The sequence below is a fragment of the Paractinoplanes toevensis genome, from assembly GCF_018332695.1.
In the GTDB taxonomy this organism is placed as follows: Bacteria; Actinomycetota; Actinomycetes; order Mycobacteriales; family Micromonosporaceae; genus Actinoplanes; species Actinoplanes toevensis.
Window position 1 is genome coordinate 1 of sequence record NZ_BOQN01000054.1, and the last position, 25733, is coordinate 25733.

18 protein-coding genes and 1 pseudogene are annotated in these 25733 nt (G+C 70.8%); 10 read left to right on the top strand and 9 right to left on the bottom strand.

Annotation, left to right across the window (positions count from 1 at the left end; all coding sequences use genetic code 11):
• Positions 1-214 precede the first annotated feature (214 nt).
• Positions 215-796 carry a YflT domain-containing protein gene (locus Ato02nite_RS20840; RefSeq protein ID WP_438873060.1) on the bottom strand — a complete coding sequence of 194 codons (582 nt, stop codon included), beginning with the start codon at positions 794-796 and terminating at the stop codon, positions 215-217.
• Between the two features lie 104 nt (positions 797-900).
• On the bottom strand, positions 901-1842 hold the full coding sequence (locus tag Ato02nite_RS20845) for a phosphatase PAP2 family protein (RefSeq protein ID WP_213008268.1): 942 nt from the start codon (positions 1840-1842) through the stop codon (positions 901-903).
• 222 nt (positions 1843-2064) lie between these two features.
• Here Ato02nite_RS20845 and gsmA point away from each other — a divergent pair, with 222 nt between their 5' ends.
• The 6 genes from gsmA to Ato02nite_RS20875 all read left to right on the top strand — a co-directional run bounded on the left by gsmA (position 2065) and on the right by Ato02nite_RS20875 (position 11516).
• Positions 2065-3186 (top strand): sporangiospore maturation cell wall hydrolase GsmA, encoded by a 1122-nt coding sequence (gene gsmA / locus Ato02nite_RS20850; protein ID WP_213008269.1) that lies wholly within the window; start codon positions 2065-2067, stop codon positions 3184-3186.
• A gap of 67 nt (positions 3187-3253) precedes the next feature.
• Entirely contained in the window at positions 3254-5587 is a 2334-nt protein-coding gene (locus Ato02nite_RS20855) for an ATP-binding protein (RefSeq protein WP_246607266.1), read from the top strand.
• A gap of 10 nt (positions 5588-5597) precedes the next feature.
• Complete coding sequence (locus Ato02nite_RS20860) at positions 5598-6380, top strand: aldo/keto reductase (RefSeq protein ID WP_246607267.1); 783 nt, start codon at positions 5598-5600, stop codon at positions 6378-6380.
• A 43-nt stretch (positions 6381-6423) separates the two neighbouring features.
• On the top strand, positions 6424-10305 hold the full coding sequence (gene hrpA / locus Ato02nite_RS20865) for an ATP-dependent RNA helicase HrpA (RefSeq protein ID WP_213008270.1): 3882 nt from the start codon (positions 6424-6426) through the stop codon (positions 10303-10305).
• A 75-nt stretch (positions 10306-10380) separates the two neighbouring features.
• The gene (locus Ato02nite_RS20870) at positions 10381-10773 is read left to right on the top strand and encodes a DUF6401 family natural product biosynthesis protein (RefSeq protein ID WP_213008271.1); all 393 of its coding nucleotides are present in this window, start codon (positions 10381-10383) and stop codon (positions 10771-10773) included.
• Between the two features lie 29 nt (positions 10774-10802).
• Positions 10803-11516 carry a LamG-like jellyroll fold domain-containing protein gene (locus Ato02nite_RS20875; protein ID WP_213008272.1) on the top strand — a complete coding sequence of 238 codons (714 nt, stop codon included), beginning with the start codon at positions 10803-10805 and terminating at the stop codon, positions 11514-11516.
• A 258-nt stretch (positions 11517-11774) separates the two neighbouring features.
• Here Ato02nite_RS20875 and Ato02nite_RS20880 read toward each other — a convergent pair whose 3' ends face one another.
• On the bottom strand, positions 11775-12008 hold the full coding sequence (locus Ato02nite_RS20880) for a hypothetical protein (RefSeq protein ID WP_213008273.1): 234 nt from the start codon (positions 12006-12008) through the stop codon (positions 11775-11777).
• Positions 12009-12306: 298 nt separating this feature from the next.
• Here Ato02nite_RS20880 and Ato02nite_RS20885 point away from each other — a divergent pair, with 298 nt between their 5' ends.
• The gene (locus Ato02nite_RS20885; RefSeq protein WP_213008274.1) at positions 12307-12717 is read left to right on the top strand and encodes an RDD family protein; all 411 of its coding nucleotides are present in this window, start codon (positions 12307-12309) and stop codon (positions 12715-12717) included.
• Between the two features lie 909 nt (positions 12718-13626).
• On the opposite strand, the gene Ato02nite_RS20890 is transcribed toward Ato02nite_RS20885, so the two are convergent.
• The 5 genes from Ato02nite_RS20890 to Ato02nite_RS20910 all read right to left on the bottom strand — a co-directional run bounded on the left by Ato02nite_RS20890 (position 13627) and on the right by Ato02nite_RS20910 (position 20508).
• Positions 13627-14670, bottom strand: a complete 1044-nt coding sequence (locus Ato02nite_RS20890; RefSeq protein WP_213008275.1) for a cobalamin B12-binding domain-containing protein — start codon at positions 14668-14670, stop codon at positions 13627-13629.
• Positions 14667-16307 carry a PP2C family protein-serine/threonine phosphatase gene (locus Ato02nite_RS20895; protein ID WP_246607268.1) on the bottom strand — a complete coding sequence of 547 codons (1641 nt, stop codon included), beginning with the start codon at positions 16305-16307 and terminating at the stop codon, positions 14667-14669. The genes Ato02nite_RS20890 and Ato02nite_RS20895 overlap by 4 nt, the downstream gene beginning before the upstream one ends.
• Before the next feature lie 97 nt (positions 16308-16404).
• A complete protein-coding gene (locus Ato02nite_RS20900) occupies positions 16405-17178 on the bottom strand; it encodes an exodeoxyribonuclease III (protein WP_213008276.1) in 774 nt (257 codons plus the stop codon).
• A gap of 190 nt (positions 17179-17368) precedes the next feature.
• Positions 17369-19627 carry a putative bifunctional diguanylate cyclase/phosphodiesterase gene (locus Ato02nite_RS20905; RefSeq protein ID WP_213008277.1) on the bottom strand — a complete coding sequence of 753 codons (2259 nt, stop codon included), beginning with the start codon at positions 19625-19627 and terminating at the stop codon, positions 17369-17371.
• 32 nt (positions 19628-19659) lie between these two features.
• Complete coding sequence (locus Ato02nite_RS20910; RefSeq protein WP_213008278.1) at positions 19660-20508, bottom strand: universal stress protein; 849 nt, start codon at positions 20506-20508, stop codon at positions 19660-19662.
• 164 nt (positions 20509-20672) lie between these two features.
• Between Ato02nite_RS20910 and Ato02nite_RS20915 the strand changes: the two genes are divergently transcribed.
• The 3 genes from Ato02nite_RS20915 to Ato02nite_RS20925 all read left to right on the top strand — a co-directional run bounded on the left by Ato02nite_RS20915 (position 20673) and on the right by Ato02nite_RS20925 (position 23357).
• Positions 20673-21956: a citrate synthase gene (locus Ato02nite_RS20915; RefSeq protein ID WP_213008279.1), complete on the top strand. Its 1284-nt coding sequence runs from the start codon at positions 20673-20675 to the stop codon at positions 21954-21956.
• A gap of 204 nt (positions 21957-22160) precedes the next feature.
• A complete protein-coding gene (locus Ato02nite_RS20920; RefSeq protein WP_213008280.1) occupies positions 22161-22850 on the top strand; it encodes a polysaccharide deacetylase family protein in 690 nt (229 codons plus the stop codon).
• Between the two features lie 132 nt (positions 22851-22982).
• The gene (locus Ato02nite_RS20925; RefSeq protein ID WP_246607269.1) at positions 22983-23357 is read left to right on the top strand and encodes a nuclear transport factor 2 family protein; all 375 of its coding nucleotides are present in this window, start codon (positions 22983-22985) and stop codon (positions 23355-23357) included.
• Positions 23358-23557: 200 nt separating this feature from the next.
• Here the strand turns inward: Ato02nite_RS20925 and Ato02nite_RS51735 are convergent.
• Positions 23558-24862 (bottom strand): annotated as a pseudogene (locus Ato02nite_RS51735) (peroxidase family protein); the annotation flags it as partial.
• Between the last annotated feature and the right edge of the window lie 871 nt (positions 24863-25733).

The window sequence follows — 25733 nt, forward strand, 5'->3', positions numbered from 1 at the left end:
CCAGATGCACGTGTCCCGCCTTTTGACCCGTGCTTTGGCGAAGCTTCGTGCGGAGCTGAACGGTGCGCTGTAATCGCGCTTAGAGCGGCGAGACACTCTGAGCTGGCTGGCCTCGCTCCGCTCGGCGGGCGACGTCAGCGGGCTCAGCGCGACTTTGGTTGCGCTCAAACCAAGAGGCCCCGATCGAAGATCGGGGCCTCTTTCTGCTGGCTGGTTACTGAGCGCCGCTGGCGCGCCAGTTCAGCTGGATCAGGAGCTGGCGGGCCTGGTCGGCTACCTCCGAGTCGGAAGTGACCGCGTACTGGCCGGCTACCAGGGAGCTGCGCGAGGCGAAGTCGCGGCGGCCACCGGTGGCGGCGTGCGCGATCGCGCCGAAGATGGCACCCCAGGCCGCGCCGATCAGCAGGCAGACCAGGATGACGCCGAACCAGCCGGAATCGCTGAACAGGCCGAACAGCAGGCCGATGAACAGACCGAACCAGGCGCCGCTGGCCGCCCCGGCGATCGCCGCCCGGGCGGTGGTGAGCCGGCCCAGGACGTTCTCCACCAGGCGCAGGTCGGTGCCGATGATGGCGGTGCGCTCGACCGGGAACTTGTTGTCGGACAGGTGGTCGACGGCCTGCTGGGCCATCGCGTAGTCGGGGTAGGTGCCGACCACCTCGGTCGGCACGCTCGGCCCGGCCGGCGCCTGCGCGGGCACGCTCGGCACCGCACCGCCCGGGCCGGGCGGGATCTGCCCGGCGGCGCTGCCGGGTGCGGCCGGGATCGGCGCGGTCGGAGCGGAATCGGTGGGGATCGTCTCGGTCGGTGCCGCGTCGGGGGCCACCCGGGGTGAGGGGATCGGGGCGGTCGGTGCGTTATCGGTGGCCGAAGTGGTGATCGGCTTGTCGGACGGAGTTGTCACTTGCTGCCTCCCTTGGTGCGGCGGCGGACCGCCGTCTTCGCCGGTGCGGTCTCCGGCTTGTCGCCGGACGCCAGCCGCACCCAGATCAGAAATGCGCCGGCCACGGCGGCGGTCATGCCGGCCGAGCCGGCCAGGAACGCGAACCGGCCGGAGACGAGGTCCGGCGTGACGCGTTCGGACATGGCCGTGGTGATCAGGCCGAGGATGCCGGCGGCGCCGGCCACGACCGTGACGATCAGCAGGACGACGGTGCCGACCCGGCTGTGCCGCTCGGCCGGCCCGAGGTGCCGGGATCGCCGCAGCCGGATCACGAAGGCCACCAGCGACGACCAGGCCAGCACCAGCAGGACCGCGGCGACGGTGTCGCTCGGGCGGTGCCACTCGGCCCAGACGGTCGCGATCGCGATGACCGTGACGTAGCCGGCGCCGATCATGGTGACCATGCCGCGGACGGCGGCCGGCAGCACCAGGATCAGCGCGAACGCCACCGAGGCGGCCGCCGCGGTGTGCCCGCTCGGGAACGAGTTGGGGGTGGTCAGGCCGTCGTAGTCGGGCCGGTCGAGGCGCATCTTCAGCAGCTGGCTGGTGCCGTTGGCGCCGATCACCAGCAGGGCGGCACCGACCGCCAGGTCGATCCGCTTGCGCAGCACCCCGATGGTGGCCGCGGCGAGGCAGACACCCACCAGGCTGACCAGGGTGGTGCCGTTCAGCGTGCGGCTGAGCACCTCGACCACGCGGGGGTGATCGACGTCGCCGCCGCGCATGGCGGTCGTGTCGACGTACTGGCCCAGGGACGTCAGCACGCAGACGCGGTACAGGGCGGCGACCCCGGCGGCGGCCAGGATCGCGACGGCCAGAGGGGCGAGGACATGCCCGGCGCCACCGCGCGCCTTCGCGGGGGTGGGTGCCGATTCGGTTCGGGACGCCAGGGCCGTCATCGGCGAGGTCCTCCTGCAGGCTGCTGATCGTACGAGACGGAGGGCGTTTGCCCAATCGTGCCCAGTTTCAAGCACGCGTAAGTCTCACGCGTTTCGCTGTGTCGCAACAGCCTCCTCCGGCGACCGTGGCAACTCAGCCGCAACCGGGATCGCTCTTGCCCCGCAACGCCCCCTCGGGACCTTGAAACGGACAAATGCCTGACCGAGACCGGGGGACGTTTCATGGGCTTCGACACCCGCCGACTGCTTGCCGCACCACTACTGGTGCTCGCCGCCGGTGGTGGCCTCCTGGTGGCTCCGGCCGCCGCCCAGGCCGCCGGGGTGACCGCGACCGTCGACGTGCGCACCGCGCCGCTGAAGACGCGCACGAGCCCGTCGCTGGCGTCCCGGATCGTCGGCACGCTGAAGAACAACCAGAAGGTCACCGTGATGTGCGCGGTTACCGGCCCGTCCGTTCGCGGGTCGGTCCGCACGAGCACGCAATGGGACAAGCTGTCCACCGGCGCGTACGTGAGCCACGCGTACCTCCGGACCAGCGGAAGTGTGCCGCGGTGCGCGACCAGCGCGCCGAAGGCGGCCCCGGCCGTGACGGCCAGGACCGGCACTGTGCGCAGCACCGACGGCTCGGTCAACGTGCGCACCGCGCCGAACACCAGCGCCCCGGTCAAGCGGTCGATCGCCAACGGCGGCACCGTGCAGGGGGTGTGCGGGGTGGTGGGCACGAAGGTGTCCGGCACCGTGCGCACGACCACGCAGTGGAACCGGCTGACCGACGGCGGTTACATCTCGCACGCCTACGTCGTCACGCCGACGCTGACGCTGTGCCCGGGCGCCTCGCTGACCCCGGCGGACGACACCCCGGCGATCACGCCGGAGCAGTTCCTCAAGGCGTCGGTGCCGGGTGCGCAGCAGGGCTGGCGGGAGTACGGCGTGCCGGCCTCGGTGACGATCGGCCAGGCGATCCTGGAGTCGGGCTGGGGCCGCAGCAGCCTGTCGGCCACCGACCGCAACTACTTCGGGATCAAATGCCAGAACGGGGCGTACGGGAAGCTGGCCAGCGGCTGCCACAACTACGTGACCACCGAGTGCACCAAGGCCGGCCAGTGCTTCTCCACCACGGCGACCTTCCGGACGTACGCCACGATGGGGCACTCGTTCCGCGACCACGGCAGCTTCCTGCGGGTGAACAGCCGTTACAAGCCGGCCTTCGAGTACTCCAAGGACGCGAACAAGTTCATCTGGACCGTCTGGAAGGCCGGGTACGCGACCGACCCGAACTACTACACCAAGATCACTAGCCTGATGGCGTCGTACAACCTCTATCAGTACGACATCTGGAAGTAGAAGCTTTGTATCACCCCCGTCGGCCGAAGCGGCTGACGGGGGTGATTTGCGCATTACGCTGGTTTTGGTGAGGCGACGGGGGAGCGCGGTCGCCGGGCGTCCCGGACACGGGCGCCTGGCCGCGTTTCTCGCCGTCGCCGTGATCGTCGTGGGCCTGACCGCCACCGGGCTGATCGTGTCGGGCCTGCGTTCCGGGCAACGGGAGAACGCCGAACGAGTCATGGACCAGCGAGCCGAGATGGCGAAGGCCGCCGTGCTGACCGAGACCGCGCGCTACCGGTCGCTGCTCGAGGCCACCGCCACCGGCCTGGCCACCGACAGCAACATGACCTGGGACGACTTCGACGCGGCCACGTCGTCACTGGCCAACGCCGGGCTCAAGGGCGCGTCCAGCGTCGCGTTCGTGGTGCCGGCCACCGACGCGCAGATCCCGGCGGTGCAGGCGCGGTGGCGCTCGCGCGGGGCCGACGGGCTCGTCCTGCGGCCCGCCGTGACCGGCCAGGAGCACTACTTCTCGATCTTCAACCGGGGGCTGCGCAGCTCCGGCACGACCAGCGGCATCGACCTGGCCGCGGCCCGCGAACCGGCCGAGGCGATGCGGGACGCGCGCCGGATGAGCTCGCCCGCCGTCTCCGACACGTACGTCCTGCTGCGCGACCGCAACCTGCCGGCCGCCCAGCAGCAGCACTCGTTCGTCTTCGCCGCGCCGATCTGGCCGCGCACCGCCGATCCGCAGTTCCGCGGCTGGATGGTGCTCGGCATGCGTGGCCAGGACTTCCTCAGCGCCGTGCTGGCCGCGGTCAGCCAGGGTCAGCTCAACGGCGAACTGCTCGCCGCCAACACCGACGGCAGCCGGCCGGCGGTGGCCCACTACTTCGTGCCCGGCGAACCCGACATGGAACGGGAGAGCCTGCTCGACGTCGCCGACCGGGAATGGACGCTGATCATCCGGGCCGATTCCGGCAACCTGCCCGGCGCGCACAGCCCGCTGCCCGGCCTGGTGCTCGGTGGCGGGATCGCCATCACGCTGATCGTGGCCGGGCTGGTCTACGTGCTGGCGTCGGCGCGCTCCCGGGCCGTCGCCCGGGTCGAGGCGGCCACCCGCGAGCTGCGCCAGGCCGAGCAGGAGAGCCGCCATCAGGCCGTCCTGCTCGCCGCGGTGATGGCCAGCATCGGCGACGGGGTCGGCGTGGTCGACGGGAACGGCGAGTTCATGCTGCACAACCCGGCCGCCAAGGAACTGCTCGGCATCGACCAGGACACCTCCGACATGGCCGCCTGGCAGGAGCACTACGGGCTGTTCCGGCCGGACGGCCGGACCCCGTTCCCGCACGACGAGCTGCCGCTGATCCGGGCCCTGTCCGGGGAGAGCTCCAACGGGGTGGAGATGCTGGTCCGCAACGCGGGGCGGCCCGAGGGCATCCTGATCAGCGTGGACGGGCGGCCGCTCGACCCCAGCGCCGGGGAGGCCGGCGCGGTCGCGGTCTTCCACGACATCACCGAGCTGCGCCGCTACGAGAACGACCTGGCCGTCTTCGCCGGGGTGGTGGCGCACGACCTCAAGGCGCCGCTCACCGTCATCCGCGGCCATTGCGAGGAACTCCTCGAGGACGGCGAACCCTCGCACTCGCTGCTGCGCATCGTCCGGGCCGTCGACCGGATGGCCGCGATGATCGACACCCTGCTGGCCTACACCACCGCCCGGGACGCGCCGCTGAACTTCACCGCGGTCGACCTGTCCGCGCTGGTCGGCGAGGTGGTCCAGGACCGCACCGGGCACCTGCCGGACGACCAGGTGCCGGACGTGTTCATCGGCGAGCTGCCGATCGTCGCCGCCGACCCGGCGATGCTGCGGCACGTCCTGGACAACCTGATCGGCAACGCGCTCAAGTACGTCAGCCCCGGCTCCGCCGCCCGCGTCGACATCACCGCCGGCCCGGTCGGCGACGGCTGGACCCGGGTGGCGATCGCCGACCGCGGCATCGGCATCCCGGACGCCGACAAGCCCGCCGTCTTCGAACGGTTCCATCGGGCCCACGCCGACGCCGGCTACGCCGGCACCGGGCTCGGCCTGGCCATCTGCAAACGCATCGTGGAGCGCCACGGCGGGGAGATCGGCGTCGCCGACAACCCCGGCGGAGGGACGCGCTTCCACTTCACCCTGCCATTGGAGGAGTACGCCATGAAGCTCAGGTCCACGAAGAAGGACGCGCCCACCGACTCCGACGACGACGAGGCGCGCGAGAAGCTCGAACGTGCGCTCGCCGAGCGGGCCGCCATGGAGAACACCCGGCTGCCGGGGCTCAGTGCCCTGCCGTCGTCGGCGCCGTCGGGCGGGGATCCGGCCGGCACCCGGCTGCGCTCGCCGGTGCCGCACCACCACCCCGCCGACCCGGAATAGATTGGGGCGCATGACCATTCCCGCCCTCCCGGTCGCCGGCAGCGACCTGGCCATGCCGCTGCTCGGCTTCGGCACCTGGCAGCTGCGCGGCGAGCAGGCCTACAAGGCCGTCCGCGCCGCCCTGGACGCCGGCTACCGGCACATCGACACCGCCACCATGTACGGCAACGAGGCCGAGGTGGGCCGCGCGCTCGCCGACTCCGGCGTGCTCCGCGACCAGGTCTTCATCACCACCAAGCTGCCGCCCGAGCGGGCCGGCAAGGAGCGCGCGACCATCTCGGAGAGCGTGCGTCTGCTCGGGGTGGACGCGGTCGACCTGTGGCTGATCCACTGGCCGCCGTCCCGGGGCCGGTCGGTCGCGGTATGGCGCTCGTTCGTCGCCTTGCGCGACGAAGGCCTGACGCGGGCGATCGGCGTGAGCAACTTTGACATCTCGGATATCGATTCCCTGGTCTCCGAAACGGGCGAGGCGCCGGCCGTCAACCAGATCCGGTTCGGACCGGCGCTCTGGGATGCGGGGCTGGTTTCCGCGCACCGCGACCGCGGGGTCATCGTCGAGGGCTACTCGCCGTTCAAGACCACCGACCTGCACGACCCGGTGCTCACCCGGATCGCCGCCGCGCACGACGTCGACCCGGCCCGCGTGGTGCTTCGCTGGCACGTACAGCATGAGATCGTGGTGATCCCGAAGTCGGCGTCGCCGGCCCGGGTATCGAGCAACTTCGACATCGGGGGCTTCGCGCTGACCGACGAGGAGATGGCGGCGGTGGACGGGCTCGCCAAGCGGCGTTAATCACCAGGCGTTTCCGGCGGGTTCCGCCTATTCTTGCTGCGCCATGTCGATAACACCCGCCTCGCTCCGCGCCCTTTTTCCCGACCTGCTCCCTCGGGACGAACGGCGGCTCCAGCGCAGGCTGGACGGCACCCGCCGGATTCGTGACGAGGCGGCCCGGGCCACCGCTCTGGCCGAGATCGAAGCCGAGGCGGTCGCCGCGCGGGGCCGCCTCGAGGCCAAGCTCGCCTCCGTCCCGGCCATCACCTACCCCGAGTCGCTGCCGGTCAGCCAGCGCAAGGACGACATCCTCGCCGCCATCCGCGACCATCAGGTCGTCGTGGTGGCCGGCGAGACCGGCTCCGGCAAGACCACCCAGATCCCCAAGATCTGCATGGAGCTGGGGCGCGGGGTGCGCGGCCAGATCGGGCACACCCAGCCGCGCCGGATTGCCGCCCGCACGGTCGCCGAGCGCATCGCCGAGGAGCTCGACCGGCCGCTGGGCTCCACGGTCGGCTACAAGGTGCGGTTCACCGATCAGGTGAGCGACGACACCATGGTCAAGGTCATGACCGACGGCATCCTGCTCGCCGAGATCCAGAACGACCGGATGCTGTACCGGTACGACACCCTGATCATCGACGAGGCCCACGAGCGCAGCCTCAACATCGACTTCATCCTCGGCTACCTCCGCGAGATCCTCCCGCGCCGCCCCGACCTGAAGGTGATCATCACCTCGGCGACCATCGAGACCGCCCGGTTCTCCGCGCATTTCGGTGGCGCTCCGGTCATCGAGGTGACCGGCCGCACCTACCCGGTCGAAGTGCGTTACCGGCCGTTGGTCTCGGTGGATGCCTCGGACGAGACCGAGGAGCCGATGGACCAGGTGGACGGCATCGCCGACGCGGTCGACGAACTCGGCCGGGACGGGGACGGCGACATCCTGGTGTTCCTCTCCGGCGAGCGGGAGATCCGCGACACCGCCGAGGCCCTGGGCAAGCGCAACCTGCGCAACACCGACATCGTCCCGCTGTACGGCCGGTTGTCCGCCGCCGAGCAGCACAAGGTCTTCGAGCGGCACTCGCAGCGCCGGGTCGTGCTCGCCACCAACGTGGCCGAGACCTCGCTGACCGTCCCCGGCATCCGCTACGTCATCGACCCCGGCACGGCCCGGATCAGCCGCTACTCCAACCGGCTCAAGGTGCAGCGGCTGCCGATCGAACCGGTCTCGCAGGCCAGCGCCAACCAGCGCAAGGGCCGCTGCGGGCGGGTCGCCGACGGCATCTGCATCCGGCTCTACTCGGAGGAGGACTTCGAGTCCCGGCCCGAGTTCACCGAGCCGGAGATCCTGCGGACGAACCTGGCGAGTGTCATTCTGCAGATGACCAATCTCGGTCTCGGCGACCTCGCCAAATTCCCGTTCATCGACCCGCCGGACCGGCGCAACATCACCGACGGCGTGAAACTGCTCGAGGAGCTCGGCGCGCTCGACGACCGCAAGCTCACGCCGCTCGGCCGCCAGCTCGCCCAGCTGCCGGTCGACCCGCGGCTCGCCCGGATGGTGATGGAGGCGGACAAGCAGGAGTGCGTCGCCGAGGTGATGGTGATCGCCGCGGCCCTGTCCATCCAGGACCCGCGCGAACGGCCCACCGAGAAACAGCAGCAGGCCGACGAGAAGCACGCCCGGTTCACCGACAAGGAATCGGACTTCTTCAGCTATCTCAACCTGTGGCGCTACCTTCGCGAGAAGCAGCAGGAGCTGTCCGGCAACCAGTTCCGCCGGCTGTGCCGCTCCGAATTCCTGAACTATCTGCGGGTCCGCGAGTGGCAGGACATCTACGCCCAGTTGCGGCAGGTCGCCCGTACCCTCGGATTGTCTCTTGTCGAAGACCGTGAGGACGTCGCCGAGGGTGCCCATGTGCACACCGCCCTGCTGTCCGGTCTGCTCAGTCACATCGGCCTCAAGGAGTCCGACAAGCGCGAATATCTGGGCGCCCGCGGCGCCAAGTTCGCGATTTTTCCGGGCTCGGCGCTGTTCAAGAAACAGCCGCGCTGGGTGATGTCGGCCGAACTGGTCGAGACCAGCCGGCTGTGGGGCCGGGTCAACGCCCGGATCGAGCCGGAATGGGCGGAGAAACTCGCTCCGCACCTGGTCAAGAGCTCCTACAGCGAGCCGCACTGGGAGAAGAAACAGGGCGCGGTGATGGCCTTCGAACGGGTCACGCTCTACGGCCTGCCGATCGTGCCGCGACGGAAGGTGCTCTATTCCAAGGTCGACCCGGTGCTGTGCCGCGAGCTGTTCATCCGGCACGCGCTGGTCGAGGGTGACTGGGAGACGCACCACAAGTTCTTCGGTTTTAATCGGGCGCTCCTGGAGCGCATCGAGGAGATTGAGAACCGGGCTCGGCGCCGGGACATCGCGGTCGACGACGAAACCGTCTATGCGCTCTATGACGCCCGCATTCCCGCCGACGTGGTGTCGGCCCGGCATTTCGACGCCTGGTTCAAGAAAGCCCGGCGGGACGATCCGGAACTGCTCCAATTCACCCGGGAGATGCTGGTCAACGCGGGCCGCGACGCGGTCGACCCGAACGCGTTCCCGGACGCCTGGCTGGCCGGTGGGGTGAAGCTGCCGCTCAGCTACTCGTTCGAGCCCGACTCGGTGGCCGACGGGGTGACCGTGCGGGTGCCGCTCGCCCTGCTCAACAAGCTCGACGCCGACGACTTCGGGTGGTCGGTGCCCGGCTTCCGCAAGGACGTGGTGATCTCGCTGATCCGGGCGTTGCCCAAGGCGCTGCGCACCAACTTCGTGCCGGTGCCGGACTGGGCCGAAGCGGTCCTCGACCGGGTCCCGGCCCGGCGCGGCCCGCTGCCCGACGCGATCGGCACCGAATTACGCCGGCTCACCGGCACCGTCGTGCCGGCCGATGCCTGGCGGCCCGACCAGGTGCCGGCCCACCTGCGGATCAACTTCCGGGTGGTCGACGAGAACGACAAGATCGTGGGGGAGGGGCGCGACCTCGACGTGCTGCGGCGCTCGCTCGCCCCCGCGGTCCAGAAGACGATCTCCGCGGCCGCGGGCGACATCGAACGCCGGGGCATCACCACCAACGACTTCGGCGCGCTGCCGCGCCGCCTTCAGCAGGTCCGCGGCGGGTACGAGGTGAGCGTCTATCCCGCGCTGGCCGACGAGGGGGACTCCGTCGCCGTACGGGTATTCGAGACCGAGGCCGAGCAGCGGCTCGCCATGATTGCCGGGACCCGGAAGTTGCTGCTGCTGACCCTGCCGCCGGCCGCCCGCTACCTGCAGGGGCGGCTCGACAATCGGGCCAAGCTGGAACTGTCCCGGGGTAATCCCTATCGGTCCATCGCCGACCTGCTCGACGACTGCGCCGGGGCCGCCGTGGACCGCCTCGTCGCCGATGCGGGTGGGCCGGCCTGGTCGTCGCCCGCCTTCGCCACGCTGCGCGACACGGTGCGGGAGGACCTCGTCGACGCGGTGGCCAACGTGGTGACCCAGGTGCAGGCGGTGCTGGCCACCACCTACGAGGTGTCGCAGCGTATCGCCAGCAGCTCGAACCCGGCCCTGCTGGCCGCCCTCGCCGACATCCGCCAGCAGCTCAAGGCCCTGGTCTACCCCGGGTTCGTGACCGCCACCGGCTGGCGTCAGCTGCACCACCTGCCGCGCTACCTGCGGGCCATCTCGTACCGCCTGGACCGGGTCGGCGGAAACCTGGCGCGGGACCGCCAGTTGATGGCGCAGATCCACGAGATCGAGGCGGAGTACCGCGAGCTGCGGGCCGAGCTCCCGCCCTCCGACGAGCTCACCGCGATCCGCTGGATGATCGAGGAACTGCGGGTCAACCTGTTCGCTCAGGCGCTCGGGACCGCCTATCCGATTTCGGACAAAAGGATATATAAGGCGATGGACCAGCTCCCGGCGTAGCGAGCCCGTAGGCGCTCGGGTGCCGTTCGGTTACCCCCCTGTTTCGGGGTGCCCGCAGGCCCTAGCGTTCTGGCCATGACGAACGAATTCCTCGCCTTCGCCCCGATTTCCACCGCCGCGGACATCCCGGTTCTCGACCCGGCCGCCGCGCTGCTGGACGAGATGATGGCGCGCGTCGGCGTCGACGGCCTCGCCGCCGCGCTCGCCGACCCGGGCCTGCTCGCCCTGGTCGACCAGCACGCCGCCGCGGTTCGGGACGCCATGATCGACGCCGACCGCGACCTCGACGCCGCCGGCCTCGCCGCCTACGCCACGTCGATCGTCGCCGCCGCCCGCCGCGGTGGCCGCACGGTGCCCGCCATCGGCGAGGCCGCCACCCGCCCCGCCGACTGGAAGGCCGCCGACTGGCACCTGCTGCGCCTGCTCGGCGTCTGCATGCTGGCCGAGGTTCTGGACGTTCTTCCGTAACTAATCCGGCAAAACGCGTTCTCATAGGTATGAAGATCGCAATTGCTCTAGCGGCGGCAGCCGGGATGCTCATCCCGGCGTCGCCCGCCCTCGCGGACACTCCCGGCACGCTCGCGCTGGTGGCCCGCTGGGACTTCAACACCGGCGCCACCGCCGGCAAGATCGCCGACACCTCCGGCCGCGGCCAGGCACTCAGTGTCCGCACCGCCGACCAGGGCGTGATCCGCTTCGAGGCCGGTGCGGCCGTCTTCCCCGCCGCCTGCGCCGCGGGCGCCGCGACCTGCTCGCGCGGCCTGATGGAGGCCCCGAACGCCGCCAACCTCAACCCCGGCACCCGGTGGTTCCGCTGGTCGGCCCGGATCCGCCTGACGAAGGCGCAGCTGGGCGGCTCGGCCAACATCATGCAGAAGGGTGTGGCCGGCACCGGCAGCCAGTGGAAGATGCAGCTGGGCGCCACCAACGGCCGGGCCCACTGCGTCATGTCCGGCACCGGCAGCGCGACGGCGTACTTCGCCCGCTCCAGCGCACCGGTCACCGACGGCCAGTGGCACAAGATCCTCTGCCAGCGCCAGGGCACCAACCTGGCGATTTACGTCGACAACGTGCTGCGCGGCCAGACCACCATCCCGGCGACGCTGTCGATCAGCAACTCGCTGCCCCTGCGCATCGGCGGCCCCAACTTCAATACCCGCAGCGACATGTACCACGGCGCCCTCGACGACGTGTACGCCGAACTGGGCTGACACCCGCTCCCACTCCCGCTGATCGCCGGGCCGGGCTACTTCCGGCACCGGTCGCGTTGGCCGCCGGGCCGGGCTGCTTGCGGCACCGGTCGCGTTGGTCGCCGGGCCGGGCAGCTTCCCGGCACCTGTCCCGTTAGTGGCTCGGCCGTTCGGCCGGGCCACTTCCGGTGCCGCCCGTGTCGGCTTCTTGTGCGCGGGGAGCCCGGCGGGCGGTTGCCTGCCGGGCTCCCCGATGCGCAGCGGACCGCGCGGGCCGGCCTAGCTTCGGCGGAAGGCGTAGGAGCGGGACTTTCCGCCGCCGCTGCGGGCGTGGTCGCGTTCGGACCGGCCCCGAGCCGCCTGCCGGCCGTCCCGGGCACCATGGTGAACGGCTTCCGGCGCGGCGTCCGGACCGGCTGCGGTCTTCGCGGCGGGCCGGCCGAGGGCGGCGGCGAGATCCTGTTTGACGAGATCGTCCTGGTCTACGTGGACGGAAAAGCTCTGCGGGGGCATACGTACCTCCTTCGCGCCCCGCCCCGGGCGCCGGACCGCATGCGGCGGCCAGGCCCGCGAGGCCGGGCTGGTCAGGGTGAAGCCGTGGAAGAAAACAGACTGCTCCGGGCGTCGGCGCGCCGGTGTCTCCACGGCGGACAACCCGCCGGAGCACCCGGAGCCGGAACGCTGGGGCCGCGACCGCGGCCGGCGAGCATCAGGAGATCATGCGTGCCACGCTAGCCGGACGCCTCGACCGGCGCGACCGAATTAATTCGGCGCGGGTGCTCGCTTGCGGTCGTGCCGCACGATCGGTTCCATGATGCTCAATGTTCACGTGACCGGCCGCCGCGTCGTGGCGACCCTGCTCGACGGCGTGCTGTTCGGTTTCGTGGCCTCGGCACTGGGCGTCCAGCAGGACAACACGACCTACCAGCTGAGCAACGTCTCCTCGGCCGGCGGGCTGTGGTTCGTGCTTTTCGTGTTCCTCTACTACGTGCTGCTCGAGGGCCTGACCGGCCGCACCGTGGGCAAGCTGATCACCGGCATCCGCGTGGTGGACGCCGAGACCGGCGGCCGCCCAGGCTTGCTGTCCGGCATCGTCCGCACGCTGCTGCGCATAATCGACGGTCTGGTGGGCTACCTGGTGGCCCTGATCGTCGTAGTCAACTCGAAGAACCGCCGCCGCCTCGGCGACATGGCCGCCAAAACCCTGGTCGTCCGAGCCTGAGCACCACCGCCACCGGCCACGGCCGAGTCAGCTTTGATCGCCGGCCGTATTCGGAGTCGGCAGCCCGGCACTGGCCATGGTCGAGTCGGCAGCCGACGCCGGTCACCAGCGAATCGGACGGAACCGCCACCCGATCGCCAGGGACAACGACGGCGTAGCCACTCCGTAGCCCGGAACGTCCGACTCGTCCGGTCGACGTGGAGGCGAGAGCGGCTCGCCGTTCCCACCCATCGGCGACGCGTTCCACGATGCGGGCCGATCGCCAAATGCTGGACCTGGCTCCCGCATTCCGGTCGGAGGCGCCACATGATGGACACCGCTGGCCAGATAAATCCATTTATTTCATGCTTGACGCCGCGTGGTCGGGGTGCCGCCGGCTCAAAGTCGTGGATTTGCTGCTCGCAGCGAGCAGCAAATCCACAAGATCGGCCCAAGGAACCGCAGCCGAGAGAAGCGGCGGGCGCGGCGGTGCGCCGCGCCGGGTGCATCGATGCGGCGGCGACGGTGATGCGGCGGGCGGGGCGTTGCCGGCGTGCGGTGGGCCGGGCGGTGCCACGGGCGGTGATGCGGTGGGCGGGGCGGTGCTGGCGGGCGGCGGGTGACGGTGATGGGGCGGGCCGGGCGGTACCGGCGCGCGGTGGGCCGCGCGGTGCCACCGGGCCGGGCGATGCGGTGGGCCGGGCGGTGCTGGCGGGCCGGGCGATGCGGTGGGCCGGGCGGTGCTGGCGGCCGGCGGGTGACGGTGATGCGGCGGGGCGGTGCCGGCGCGCGGTGGGCTCGGCGGTGCCACTGGGTTGGGCGATGCGGCGTAAGGGCGGCGCCAAGATAGTGCGGTGCCGGATGATCTGCCGGGCCGGGCCGGGCCGGGCCGGGCTGGGCTGGGCTGGGAGAGGCGTGGACGGGGCGGGGTTACGGGGATAGGCGGGACAGGCCGGCGTCCAGCACGGACAGGGCTCTTGGGTAGTCATGTAGCTGGTCGCGGATCACCTGCAGGCCTGCTCGCAGGGCGGGGGACGGGACGCCGCGGGCCTGGAGTACGTCGTTGGTCCAGTCGACGAAGTCGGTGAAGATCTGGGGCTCGCTCAGGTACAGGGCGGAGGCCAGGAAGTCGACCACGTGGCCCATGTCTTCCAGGGTGGAGTCGGTCTGCTGGTCGTTGTAGGACGCCATCGCGGGGAAGGCGGTCATCAGCGAGCGCATGCCGGTGACGATCAGGTCGGGGCGGTGGCGGACCACATGGGTGTACTCGTCGTCGCCCAGGAAGGCGTGCACCTGGGGGTCGCGCGGTGGGGGTGGCCACGACGAGGCCAGGCGGGCCACGGCCTCCTCGGCGCCGGCCGCCCAGGCGTCGGCGCCCAGGGTTTGTGCGTAGCGGCCGCCGGGGCCGAAACCGCGGCCGCCGGCGATCACCGGGATGCCGGCCGAGCGGCAGGCCGTGATGGCGGCGTGGGCCCGGGGCAGGCGGGTGGAGATCATGCAGCTCAGGGCAACCGCGTCGGGGCCGGTCTGGTGCAGGTGGGTGACCAGGTGCGGGCCGGGGACCGAGGGGCCCAGGAAGTCGACCCGCCAGCCGTCCAGGCGGAGCATCTCGGCCAGGATGCGGACCGGCAGGGCGTGCCACTCGCCATCGACGCAGGCGATCGTGATGCGGCCGCGGTCGGGGCGGCGCGGGGTGTGGGCCGCGAGGGCCGCCAGGGCTCGTTCGGCGGTGGCGGTGGCGGCGTGTTCGCGGGCGACCGTCCACTCGTTCGCCGCCCAGAGCTCGCCCACCCGGGACTGGGTGCGGGCGATCAGGTCCATCATGATGCGCTGCGGCGGGATGTCCTGTTCCAGCAGTGCGGTGACCACCTCGACCGCGCCGTACTCGTCGCCGTCGCCGACCAGGCGGAGGAAGTGTTCGCGCAGGCCGGGATCGTCGAGGTCGAGTGGCGGGTTGGGCGTGAAGACAGTCATGAGCGCTGGCGGACCCTACGGGTGTTGAGGGCGAAGGAGGACTGGGTCTGGCCGCCGTCGCGCAGGCTCAGGGCCGTGCGGACGGGGGCGCGCACCGCCAGCATGGCGATGTCGTCGCGGGCGCCGCCGTGCATCCAGTCGGAGACCAGCTGGCGGACTCGCTCAACGGTGGCCGTGGCGGGCAAGCCTTGGCAGGTGGAGAGGGCGGCCTTGAGGCGAGCCTCGCCGTACTGGGCGGTGGTGGTCGGGCCGCCCCGGGCCTCGAACAGGCCGTCGCTGTAGAGCAGGCACAGCTCGCCGGGGGCCAGCTCCACCTCGGCCGGGCGGACCACCGTCTCGGTCACGGCGCCGATCAGGGTGCCGCTGACCGGCACCTCCTCGACGGTGCCGTCGGCCCGCAGCACCAGCGGTGGCGGGTGGCCGCCGGTGGCCAGGGTCAGCCGGACCCGGCCGTGGTCGGCCCGGCGCAGTGCGCCGACGACCAGCGTGACGAAGCGGTGCTGGCGGCCGGACTGGAGCAGGGCCTGGTTGAGCACCCGCAACATCTCGGCGGGGTCGGCGTCGACCAGGTGCAGGGCGCGCAGGGTCTGGCGGACCTTTCCGGTCAGGACCGCGGCCTCGGGGCCGGTGCCGCACACGTCGCCGAGGGCCAGCACGGTGTCGCCGCCGGGGTGGGTGGGCTCGAAGACGTCGTAGAAGTCGCCGCCGATCCGCAGCGCCTCGCGGGCCGCCTGGTAGGAGCCGACCAGCTCCACGCCGTCCATCTGGAGCAGCTCGGGCGGCAGCAGGTCGGCCTGCAGGACGGCGGCCGTGTCGGCCTGCTCGCGGTAGAGGGCGGCGGCCGAGATGGCCGAGCCGGCCCGGGCCGCGAAGATGCGGGCCAGGATCTCGTCGTCGGTGGTGAAGGTGCTCCCGCGCTTGGCCAGGATCAGCGCACCGGCCGGTTCGGCGGTGCCGGGCAGCGGGGTGACCAGCAGCGCGCCGATCTCGCCCAGGCCGAGCCAGGACGGCGCCTGGGCGGCGTCGAGCCAGCGACTGGGGATCGGCGGGAAGCCGCCGAGCACCTCGACCATGCCGGGCACGTCGGACAGCTGGCTCTCGGCGACCGAGCCCTCGACGATCCGCTCGCCACCGGTGAGTCGCAGCCAGGTGCTGCGCCGGCGGTGCGGCGGCAGGATGACGACGGCCGCGTCGGCCAGGTGGGCGACCGCCAGCTCGGCGGTGGTGCGCAGGCAGCGGCCCTGGTGCAGGGAGGCGGACAGGCGGCGGCCGGCGTCGGCCAGGAACGCCGTGCGGGCGCGCTCGGCGGACAGGGCGGCGGCGCGGTTGACCTCTTCGGTGCGATCGCGCAGATACCACGCGTAGTGATCTTCGTCGAGCGTGCGGCGCCGGCCGGCTATGTGGCGCCCGGCGTGTTCGACGGTGAAGGTGTCGGCCCCGGCGGTGAGAGCGCCGCGCAGCGTGGCGACGTCCGGCACCAGGTTCGCGGCGGCGGTGTTGACCAGCAGGATCGTGTCATCGGCGGTGCCGCAGAGGAGGACCGCCTCGGAGGCGGCGTCCAGAGCGGCGCGGAGCAGAGCCGGTGCGGGCACCAAGGCGCGCACGTCGCCGGCGACAGCCGGCGATTGCCCGGTCAATGATTTCCCCTTTCGGTCTCCCGCCGATGTGATCGTTCCGCACAGCCTAATCCTTGAACGGTGGCGCGGCTCGGTAGGACTGGCCGATCATGGAAGGTCATCCATCGATGTCGACGACGATCGGGGCGTGGTCGGAGGGGCCTTTCCCCTTGCGGGCCTCCCGGTCGACCACCGCGTCCGTCACCCGGTCGGCGACCGACGGGGTGGCCAGAACCAGGTCGATCCGCATGCCCATGTTCTTGTGGAAATTTCCGCCGCGGTAGTCCCAATAGGTGAACGGATGGTCGCCCTTCATGGGCCGGGCCGGGATGTCGCGCAGGCCCGCGTCGCGGATCGCGGCCAGGGCGGCCCGCTCGGGCAGGGTGACGTGGGTGGAGCCGACGAAGACCGCCGGGTCCCACACGTCGTCGTCGGTCGGTGCGACGTTGAAGTCACCGGCCACCACGGTCGGACCAGCCGATATATCCGAGAGAAGCGAATCCCGCAAAGCGGAAAGCCAGGCGAGTTTGTACTGGTAATGCGGATCGTCCGGGGTGCGGCCGTTGGGAACGTAGACCGACGTGAAGCGAATCCCGCCGCAGGAAGCGCTGATGGCCCGTGCTTCCGGGTCCGGATAACCGGGCTCGCCCGGGAAGCCCTGGCGCACGGCGGACAGGCCGATGCGGGACAGCAGCGCCACCCCGTTCCACCGGCCCTGCCCGTAAGCGGCGATCTCGTAGCCGAGGGCGGCGACGTCGGCCGAGGGGAAACCGTCGGCCGCGACCTTCGTCTCCTGCAGGCACAGCACGTCGGGCTTCGTGTTCGAAAGCCACTCCAGCAGCCGCGGCAGGCGGGCGTTGACCGAGTTGACGTTCCAGGTGGCGAAGCGCATCAGGCAAGCATGCCGGAGTCAGCGCACCGCCGCTGCCAACGCCGCGGCGAGCCCGACGGTGAGCACGAGCAGGGCTCCCACCATGGCGGTCATGTCGTCCTCCTCCCGGTATGGGCTGTGACGCCGGTTACCTCAGGGGAGGAATGATGCCCGAGTGGTACGACTCCTGCCAAGGGCCGTTCGGAAGGTTTTACCTTTGACGCTCAGTAAGGCCGGCGGCGAGGGTGGCCGCGGTGCCGGTGGCGTGCCAGGCGGCCGCGAATTCGGCCGGTGCCACCGCGGGACCCCAGAGCCAGCCCTGTCCGATGGTCACCCCGACGGCGGCGATCGCGTCCCGCTGCACCCGGGTCTCGACCCCCTCGGCGATCACGCTGAGTCGCAGGGCCTGACTCATCGCCACGATCGCGCGGACGATCTCGCCGGCCTCCTCGTCGGCGCCCAGCCCGACCACGAACGAGCGGTCGATCTTGACGCCGGTAACCGGGAACCGGCGCAGATAGCCGAGGCCGGAGAAGCCGGTGCCGAAGTCGTCGATGAGCAGTTTCACGCCGAGCTCGCGCAGCTCGTAGACCGTCCGGGCGCTGGTGCCGGAGTTGTCGACCATGACCGACTCGGTCATCTCCAGCGCCACGCACCGGGCCGGCACCCCGAACCGCAGCAGCTCGGCCGACACCACCAGCGGGAAGGTCGACACGGTCAGCTGCTTGGCGGAGACGTTGATGGACAGGTAGAAGTCGTCGTCGACGGTGCCGTCGGCGCGCCACGCCGCGAGCTGGCGCAGCGCCTCCTGGCGCACCCAGTCGCCGAGCATGCCGATCAGGCCGGCGTCCTCGGCGATCGGGATGAACACGGCCGGCGAGATCGGGCCGCGCTCCGGGTGCGACCAGCGGACCAGCGCCTCCGCGCCGATCGCCCGCCCGCCGTCGACGTCGATGAGCGGCTGGTACGCCACCCACAGCTGCTCGTCGACGATCGCCTGGCGCAGCGCCACCTCCATCTCGATGCGTTCGCGCACCTGGTCGTGCATGGAGACGTCGAAGAACGTGGTGTTGCCGGGCCCCTCGGACTTGGCCTGGTACATGGCGGTGTCGGCGTCCCGCATCAGCTCCTCGGGCTCGCCCTCGGGCCCGGCGAACGCGATGCCGAGCGACGCGCTGATCTTCAGCTCCACGTCGCTGACCACGAACGGCCGGTCGAAGCAGCCGAGCACCGTCGCGACCAGCCGCTCGGCGTCGGCCCGGTCGCCGAGCGCCGCGACCAGGAACTCGTCGCCGCCGAGCGCCGCCACCGGCATCTCGTCGGGGAAACCGGACCGCAGCCGCTCGCCGACCTCGATGACCAGCCGGTCACCGGTGTCGTGCCCCCACGTCTCGTTGATGTACTTGAAGCCGTCCAGGCCCAGGACCAGCACCCAGGTGGACTCGGGACCGCCGGCCGGGGTCTTGCCGAGCAGCCGTTCGATCGACGTGGTGATCAGCCGCCGATTGGGCAGGCCGGTCAGCGCGTCGTGGGTGGCCTGGTGCTCGGCGTAGTGCTGCGCGACGGCTTGGGCGCGGACCGCCGCGATCGCCCGGACCAGTAGCAGCGACACGACCAGCAGGCCGATCACGGCGATCGCCACCCGGTGCCCGGTCGCGTCGCCCACCGTCATGAGCAGGATGAACGGGGTGGCCAGGGCCGGCACCAGCAGCACCATCCGCCGCCCGGACCAGGCCGGCACCGGCGGCCGGGCCGGCCTGCCCATCTCCACCGCCGACGGATGGATCGGGGTCACCCCGAAGGCCGTGTACGCGAGCAGGAACGGGGCGTCGAGCAGGGGAGTGGTGTAGAGGTGGCCGGACGCGCCGACGATCGCGTACCCCAGGTCGCCGACGAACAGCAGCGCCATCGCCACCACCATGCTGATCAGGCTGGGTGGCCAGCTGCGCGCGGTGAAGGTCAGGCTGAGCACCAGCATCAGCAGCACGACGTCGAACAGCGGGTAGAGGCCGGCCAGCGCGGACACGACGTCGGAGCGGTCCGGCACCCGGACGGCCGGCACGGCGAGCAGAAGCGTGCTGGCCAGTCCGCCGGCCAGGCAGACGATCATGCCGTCGATCACGGTGTGCCACTCGACGCTCTGCCGGGCGCGCAGCAGGACGATGAAGAAGCCGCAGAACAGGAAATAGCCCGGGATCGTGCAGGCGTCGGCGAGCAATGGCAGGCCGGCGTCGGTGGCGAAGGGCCGGACGATGATGCCGAGCAGGAAGATGATCCCGGCCCAGCCGACCAGCTGCCAGGCGCGGCGGGGCTGCGCGCCGTAGCGGCGCGGCCCGGCGAAACACGCCCAGACCGTATTGCCCCCGATGATCAGTGTGCACACGGCATTGATCACGGGGTTCAGGTCGAGCAGGTACACGACCGTCGCCGTCACCCCGGTGAGGGCGAGCAGTCGCCATTTTTCGGTCATCAACCGTCAGATCGGCTCTTTTGCCAGGGGAGTTAGCGTGCCAGCGCCTTTGTCGTCCCGGAGGGCGTCCGCTGGGCCGGCACCGCTCGGCCGTGCACGAAGATAGTCGGGCTGGCCGCCCGATGCAGTACTTCTCGCGCAACTGATCCCAGCAGACCGGCGCCCCGCGTTCCCCGCGGTCCCACCACGATCACCCGGGCGCGGGACGACGCGTGCACCAGGCTGGGTCCGGGCTCGCCGGCCAGCACCCGGGTGCGGAACCGGCCCAGTTCCGGCACCGCGGCCAGGGCGTCGGCGAGGATCTGCCGGCCCTGTTCCTCGTGCCGCCCGCCGTACTCCTTCACGACGTGCACCACCTCGACGCCGACCTTGCGGCGGCGGCCCTCGGCGGCGGCGTGCCGCAGCGCCTGCACTCCGCTGGCCGAGCCGTCCACGGCCGCCATCACCACGCCCGAGGGCGGGCGTGGCCCGCGCGCCACCAGCACCGGGCAGAACGACCGGGCCACCGTCTGCACCAGCACCGAGCCGGGCGGCAGCCACGGGGTGGTGGCCAGGCCGTCGTCGCCCAGCACGAGCAGCACCGCGCTGCGGCTCAGCCGTAACAGCACGCGATCGGGCAACCCGTCCACGAGTTGGCCTGCCACTCGCACCCGAGGTGTGGAACGCTTGGCGGAGGCGACCGCCTCGTCGAGCACCTGCGAGGCGGCCCGGCGGGCCCGGTCGTAATCGAGACCGGCACCCGGGACACCCTGACTTGGCCAGGTGAAAGCGTGAATCACTCGGAGCTGACAACCGCGCGAGACCGCCTCACGCGCGGCCAGTCGCGCCGCGGCCAGGCCGGCCGACGTGCCGGTCACGCCTACCACAACAGGGTTCCGCACGGGCCCCACCTCCGTTGGTGTTCTACCCACCATTATCTATGCAAGAACGCCACTCTTCGTGATCAATCCCTCAGCGGGTGGCCACCTGATGACCCATTCAGGTTGAGGGTTTACGGTGAACGACAAATTCTTGTGGACATCTGCCGGTGAAGTGAGGGAAATACATGACGGATGTCAAGCTCGACCACCCTGGTGGCCAGTTGTCGATGGCGGTGCGTGAGGCCGTCGAGGGTCCGGGCGGCATCGACGTCAGTGCCCTTCTCAAGGAGACCGGCTTCGTCACCCTCGACCAGGGTTTCGTGAACACGGCGTCGACGACCTCGGCCATCACCTACATCGACGGTGACGCGGGCATCCTGCGTTACCGCGGTTTTCCGATCGAGCAGCTCGCCGAGAAGTCGACCTTCCTCGAGGTCTCCTATCTGCTGATGCACGACGCGCTGCCGACGCCGGCGCAGCTGAAGGACTTCGGCGACAAGATCCGGGTGCACACGCTGCTGCAGGAGGAGATGCGCTCGTTCTTCTCCGGCTTCCCGCGGGACGCGCACCCGATGGCCGTGCTGTCCTCCGCGGTCACCGCGCTGTCGACCTTCTACCAGGACGCGCTCGACCCGCTCGACCCCGAACAGGTCGAGATCTCGGGCATCCGACTGATGGCGAAGCTTCCGACCATCGCGGCGTACGCCTACAAGAAGAGCATCGGCCACCCGCTGCCCTACCCCGACAACTCCCTCGACTACGTCGAGAACTTCCTGCGCATGACCTTCGGGCTGCCCACCGTGCAGTACGACGTGGACCCCAAGGTCGCCAAGATCCTCGACATGCTGTTCATCCTGCACGCCGACCACGAGCAGAACTGCTCCACGTCGACGGTCCGGCTGGTCGGGTCGGCGCAGGCCAACCTGTTCGCGTCGGTGTCGGCCGGCATCAACGCGCTGTCCGGCCCGCTGCACGGCGGCGCCAACGCGGCGGTGCTCGAAATGCTCGAGCAGATCCGCAAGGACGGCGGCGACGTCAACGCGTTCGTCACCCGGGTGAAGAACAAGGAAAAAGGCGTCAAGCTGATGGGCTTCGGCCACCGGGTCTACAAGAATTACGACCCGCGCGCCGCCATCGTCAAGAAGGCCGCCCTGGAAATGCTCAACACCCTCGACAAGCCCGACCCGCTGCTCGAGATCGCGTTCCAGCTCGAGGAGATCGCGCTCAGCGACGACTACTTCGTGAGCCGGAAGCTTTACCCGAACGTCGATTTCTACACCGGCCTCATCTACAAGGCGATGAACTTCCCCACCAAGATGTTCACCGTGCTGTTCGCCATCGGCCGGCTTCCCGGCTGGATCGCCCAGTGGTCCGAGATGATGGTCGACCCGGCCACGAAGATCGGCCGCCCGCGCCAGCTCTACACGGGTTTCGCCGAGCGCGAGTTCGTCCCGATCGACAAGCGCTGATTTTCGGTCAGTTCTTGGTTGCGCCCCGCCGGTTCTCTTCCGGCGGGGCGTTTCTTTTCAACCCCGATGAGTACGCATACCCCGTCCCCAACCGCACTATCGCCGCCCCGCCGAGGCGGCGGCCTGGGTGCGACACCGGGCCGTCGCGGGCTTCCGGCCGGGACGTCGGCGGCCGGTCGGACGGCTCCGGCATACGCTCAGTTCATGGACTCGACACCGGCTGTACTGCGACATGCGGTCGGGGCCCTGCTGAAGTGGCGGGAACCGGCCGTCCGCGCGGTGTCGCGCCTGATCCCGGCCGACGTGCTGTGGTATGTGGACACCGGCGAGCCGGTCTTCGCGCTGACGTTCGACGACGGTCCCGGGCCGGAGACCACGCCCGGCCTGCTCGAGGTGCTCGGACGGCATGCCGCGAAAGCCACGTTCTTCCTGATCGGGGAGCGGGTGCGGGCCCATCCGGAGCTGGTTGCGGCGATCACCGCGGCCGGCCACGAGATCGCCAACCACCTGATGCGCGACGAGCGTTCGGCCCTGATTCCCGACGCGCGGTTCCGCCGGGACCTGGCCGAGGTCACTGAGCTGCTGGCGCCCTACGGCCCGGTGAAGTGGTTCCGGCCCGGGTCAGGGGTGTTCACGCCGCGGATGCTGCGCTCGGCGGCCGAGCAGGACCTGCGGGCCGTGCTGGGCACGCTGGTGGCCGCCAACCGGGACGGACCGGCCGACGCGCGGATCGCCCCGGACCTGGCGGTGGGCGTCCGGCCGGGCTCGATCGTCGTGCTGCACGAGGGAACACCGCGCCGGCGCGGCGTCGTCGAGACGACCGACGAGCTGCTCGGGATCCTCAGCCGACGAGGGCTGTCGGCGGTCACCGTCTCCGACCTGGTGACCCGCTGAGGGGTCGCTCCGGGCCGGAAGCTCGCGACGGCCCGGTGTTGCAGCCAGGCCGCCGCCTCGGCGGGACGGCGATGGTGCGGTTGGGGAGCGGGTGGCGCGTACCTTTGAATGATCTTCTTTAGAATGCTTCCCGTGACGCATCCTTTTCGTGCCGCGATCGAAGCCGGTGACATCGAAGCCGCGGTCGGGCTTCTCGCCGACGACGTCGTTTTCCACAGCCCGGTCGCCTTCAAGCCGTATGCGGGGCGGGCGGCGGTCGCGACGATTCTGCGGACCGTGCTCACCGTGTTCGAGGATTTCCGCTATGTGCGGGAGATCGGCGCCGATGGGGCCGCCGATCACGCGCTGGTGTTCGAGGCGCGGATCGGCGACAAGCAGCTGACCGGCTGCGATTTCATCCACGTCGATGCCGATGGGCGGATCGACGATTTCATGGTGATGGTCCGGCCGTTGCGTGGCGTGCAGGCACTGGCCGAGGCGATGGGGTCGCGGCTCGCTACTTCCTGACCCAGGGTGCGAACGCGTTGGCCCCGGCCGGCAGGTGGGCGGCCAGTTCGGGGCAGTGGCGGTGGATCAGGGCGGTCATCGTGGTCTCGGCGATCCAGTCGAGGCCGAACTGGGTGTAGATCTCGGGGCGGTAGTCGGGTCAGGAAGCGGCCGCTCTGCAGCCGCCGCGACGCCATCAGGATGAACACCCGGAACGCCGTGTCGGAGAAGCCGAAACCGGCCGGCGGGGTCTCGGCGAACAGGCCCACCATCGTGTCCACCTCGTCGATGCCGCGGTAGACGGTGCGCAGGCGGCGTACCGTCTCCGGATCTTGACTGAGGTCCTCCCAGCGCTCGATGCGGGGCATGTGCAGCGCCGCGCGGAAGTCGTTGTAGCGGGGGACGCCCCGGGCGCGGGTGCGCACCAGGTCGACCACCGACAGGTCGACGATCTCGCCCTCGCGTTCCAGGTTGAGCAGCGCCTTCGGGTAGTTGCGCAGGGTGATCGCACCCGGGTGGGCGGTGCCGAACGAGTAGAGCGCGTTGGTCAGGCCGATCTCCCGCAGCACGTCGTCGGCCTTCTCGCCCTGCAGATCCAGGAACGTGTCGCTGCGCAGGTGCGCGCCGGTGGCCGCGTCCTGGAACGTGTAGTCGTCCGGGATCAGCGGGTGCATGCGGTAGACGGTGACGAAGTCCTCGGTCAGCGAGTACGGCGCACCGTGGTGGTCGGGCGTCGTCTTCGGGATGCCGTGCAGGGCGTTCGCGTCGGTCAGCCACAGCCCGATCCGGCTCAGCCAGTCCTTGGCCGGCACGCCGTACCAGTTGACGTGCATCCCGCGGTCGAGCACCTCGGTGGCGAGGATGGCCGGCGTCCACTCCACGGTGTGAATCTTGGCGATCAGCGCGGCCACGATCAGTCGGGCGGTCTGGTAGATCCGCTCGTCGTCCCACTGCGAGTTGCGGTCGCGCAGCTCGACGCAGAGGGCGTTGTGCTCCCGCGCGAACAACGTGTGCATGGTGCCGAGCCCGAGCCACCACGCCTCGTTGAAGCCGGTGATCTCCGAACCGTGCACGTCGACCGGCAGATAGCCGTCCGGCGTCAGCCGCAGTGCGGCGCCGTCCCGGAGGGTGTTCGCGCTATCGGTGCCGTACACCTCGGAGCCGTCCCACCAGTGCGAGGCGACGTTGCCGAAGAGCAGCTCGTGGCCGTCCGCGCCGACGCCCTTGCTGATGTTGCCGCCGATCCGCATCTCCGGCTCGAGCGGGCCGCCCGGGGTGTTGCGCCAGCCCGGCACGTCCGGTGGCAGCGGCACCCGCACGTCGTCCACGCCGAGTGGATGCCGGGCGTGCACCACCCAGTCGTGCACCTGGAACTGGATCCACGCGGCGGCCAGGATGTTCAGCGTCGTCGCCGGCTTGAAGGTGTCCCGGTGCAGCAGCTGCCGGCTGACCGTCACCGGGTTGGGCTCGTCGCTGTTCCGAATGCCCGGCACGTTGCGGCCGAAGGCGGCCCCTACGGCACCCATCGACGGCTCGGACAGGTCGTTCCCGGTGCCGTCGGGCGTCCGGAAATCCCGGTTCCCGGCCGGCTCCGGGACCGGGCGGACCTGGGGCGGGGCCTCCCGCACCTCGGTGTCGATCAGGTTGTCCCGGCGCAGCACGTCCCGCAGCGCGGCCAGGTTGAGCAGGGACAGCGCGGTCGGCAACTGGTACCAGGGGCCGGAACCGGTTGACCGTGCCGAAGATGCCGCGCATGGCGGCGCTCGCTATCCGGTTGCGCAGCGGGACGTCGGTGATCCAGCGCTCCCGGTTGCGGTGCGCCGAGCTGGCGTCGTAGGCGGCCTTGCGAACCCGGTTGAGGTTTTGCCCAGCGGGCGGAATTCCGCGGTGGTGTTCCACGGGTTGAGGCGCAGCTTTCGGGCCTCGGCCGAGTCCTCGGAGCCGGAGTGGATGGTCAGCACCGCGATCGGCTCGGGCGGCGCCGACGGCGATCGCCAGTCGACGGCCGCGTCCTCGATCGGGGTCGCTCGGGGGTCGCGGAACCGTTGCACGCACAACTCGAAGGTGACTTTCCCGCCGGCCAGCCGCTGCCGCATCTCGTGGCCGAGGAAGTCGGTCCCCGGCCGGCGGATTCGCGCCCTTCGTCGCGTCCAGGGGCCGCAGAAGGTACTGCAGCGCGATCTCCTCGCCCCAGGTGATCGGGGTGCGGCTCCAGTACGTCTCGGTGGCCACGCTCGCGGCCTTCTTCCTGCCTGGACATTTCGCACCATTCTCCGGGTCTCGGCCGGCCCGAGCACGAACATCAGCCGGACCAGCCCCAGGTAGCGGCCCACGCCGCCGCCCGCTGTGGCCAGCGCAAACTCGGTGAACTGGCGGGCGTCGCGGGCGTGCGCCACC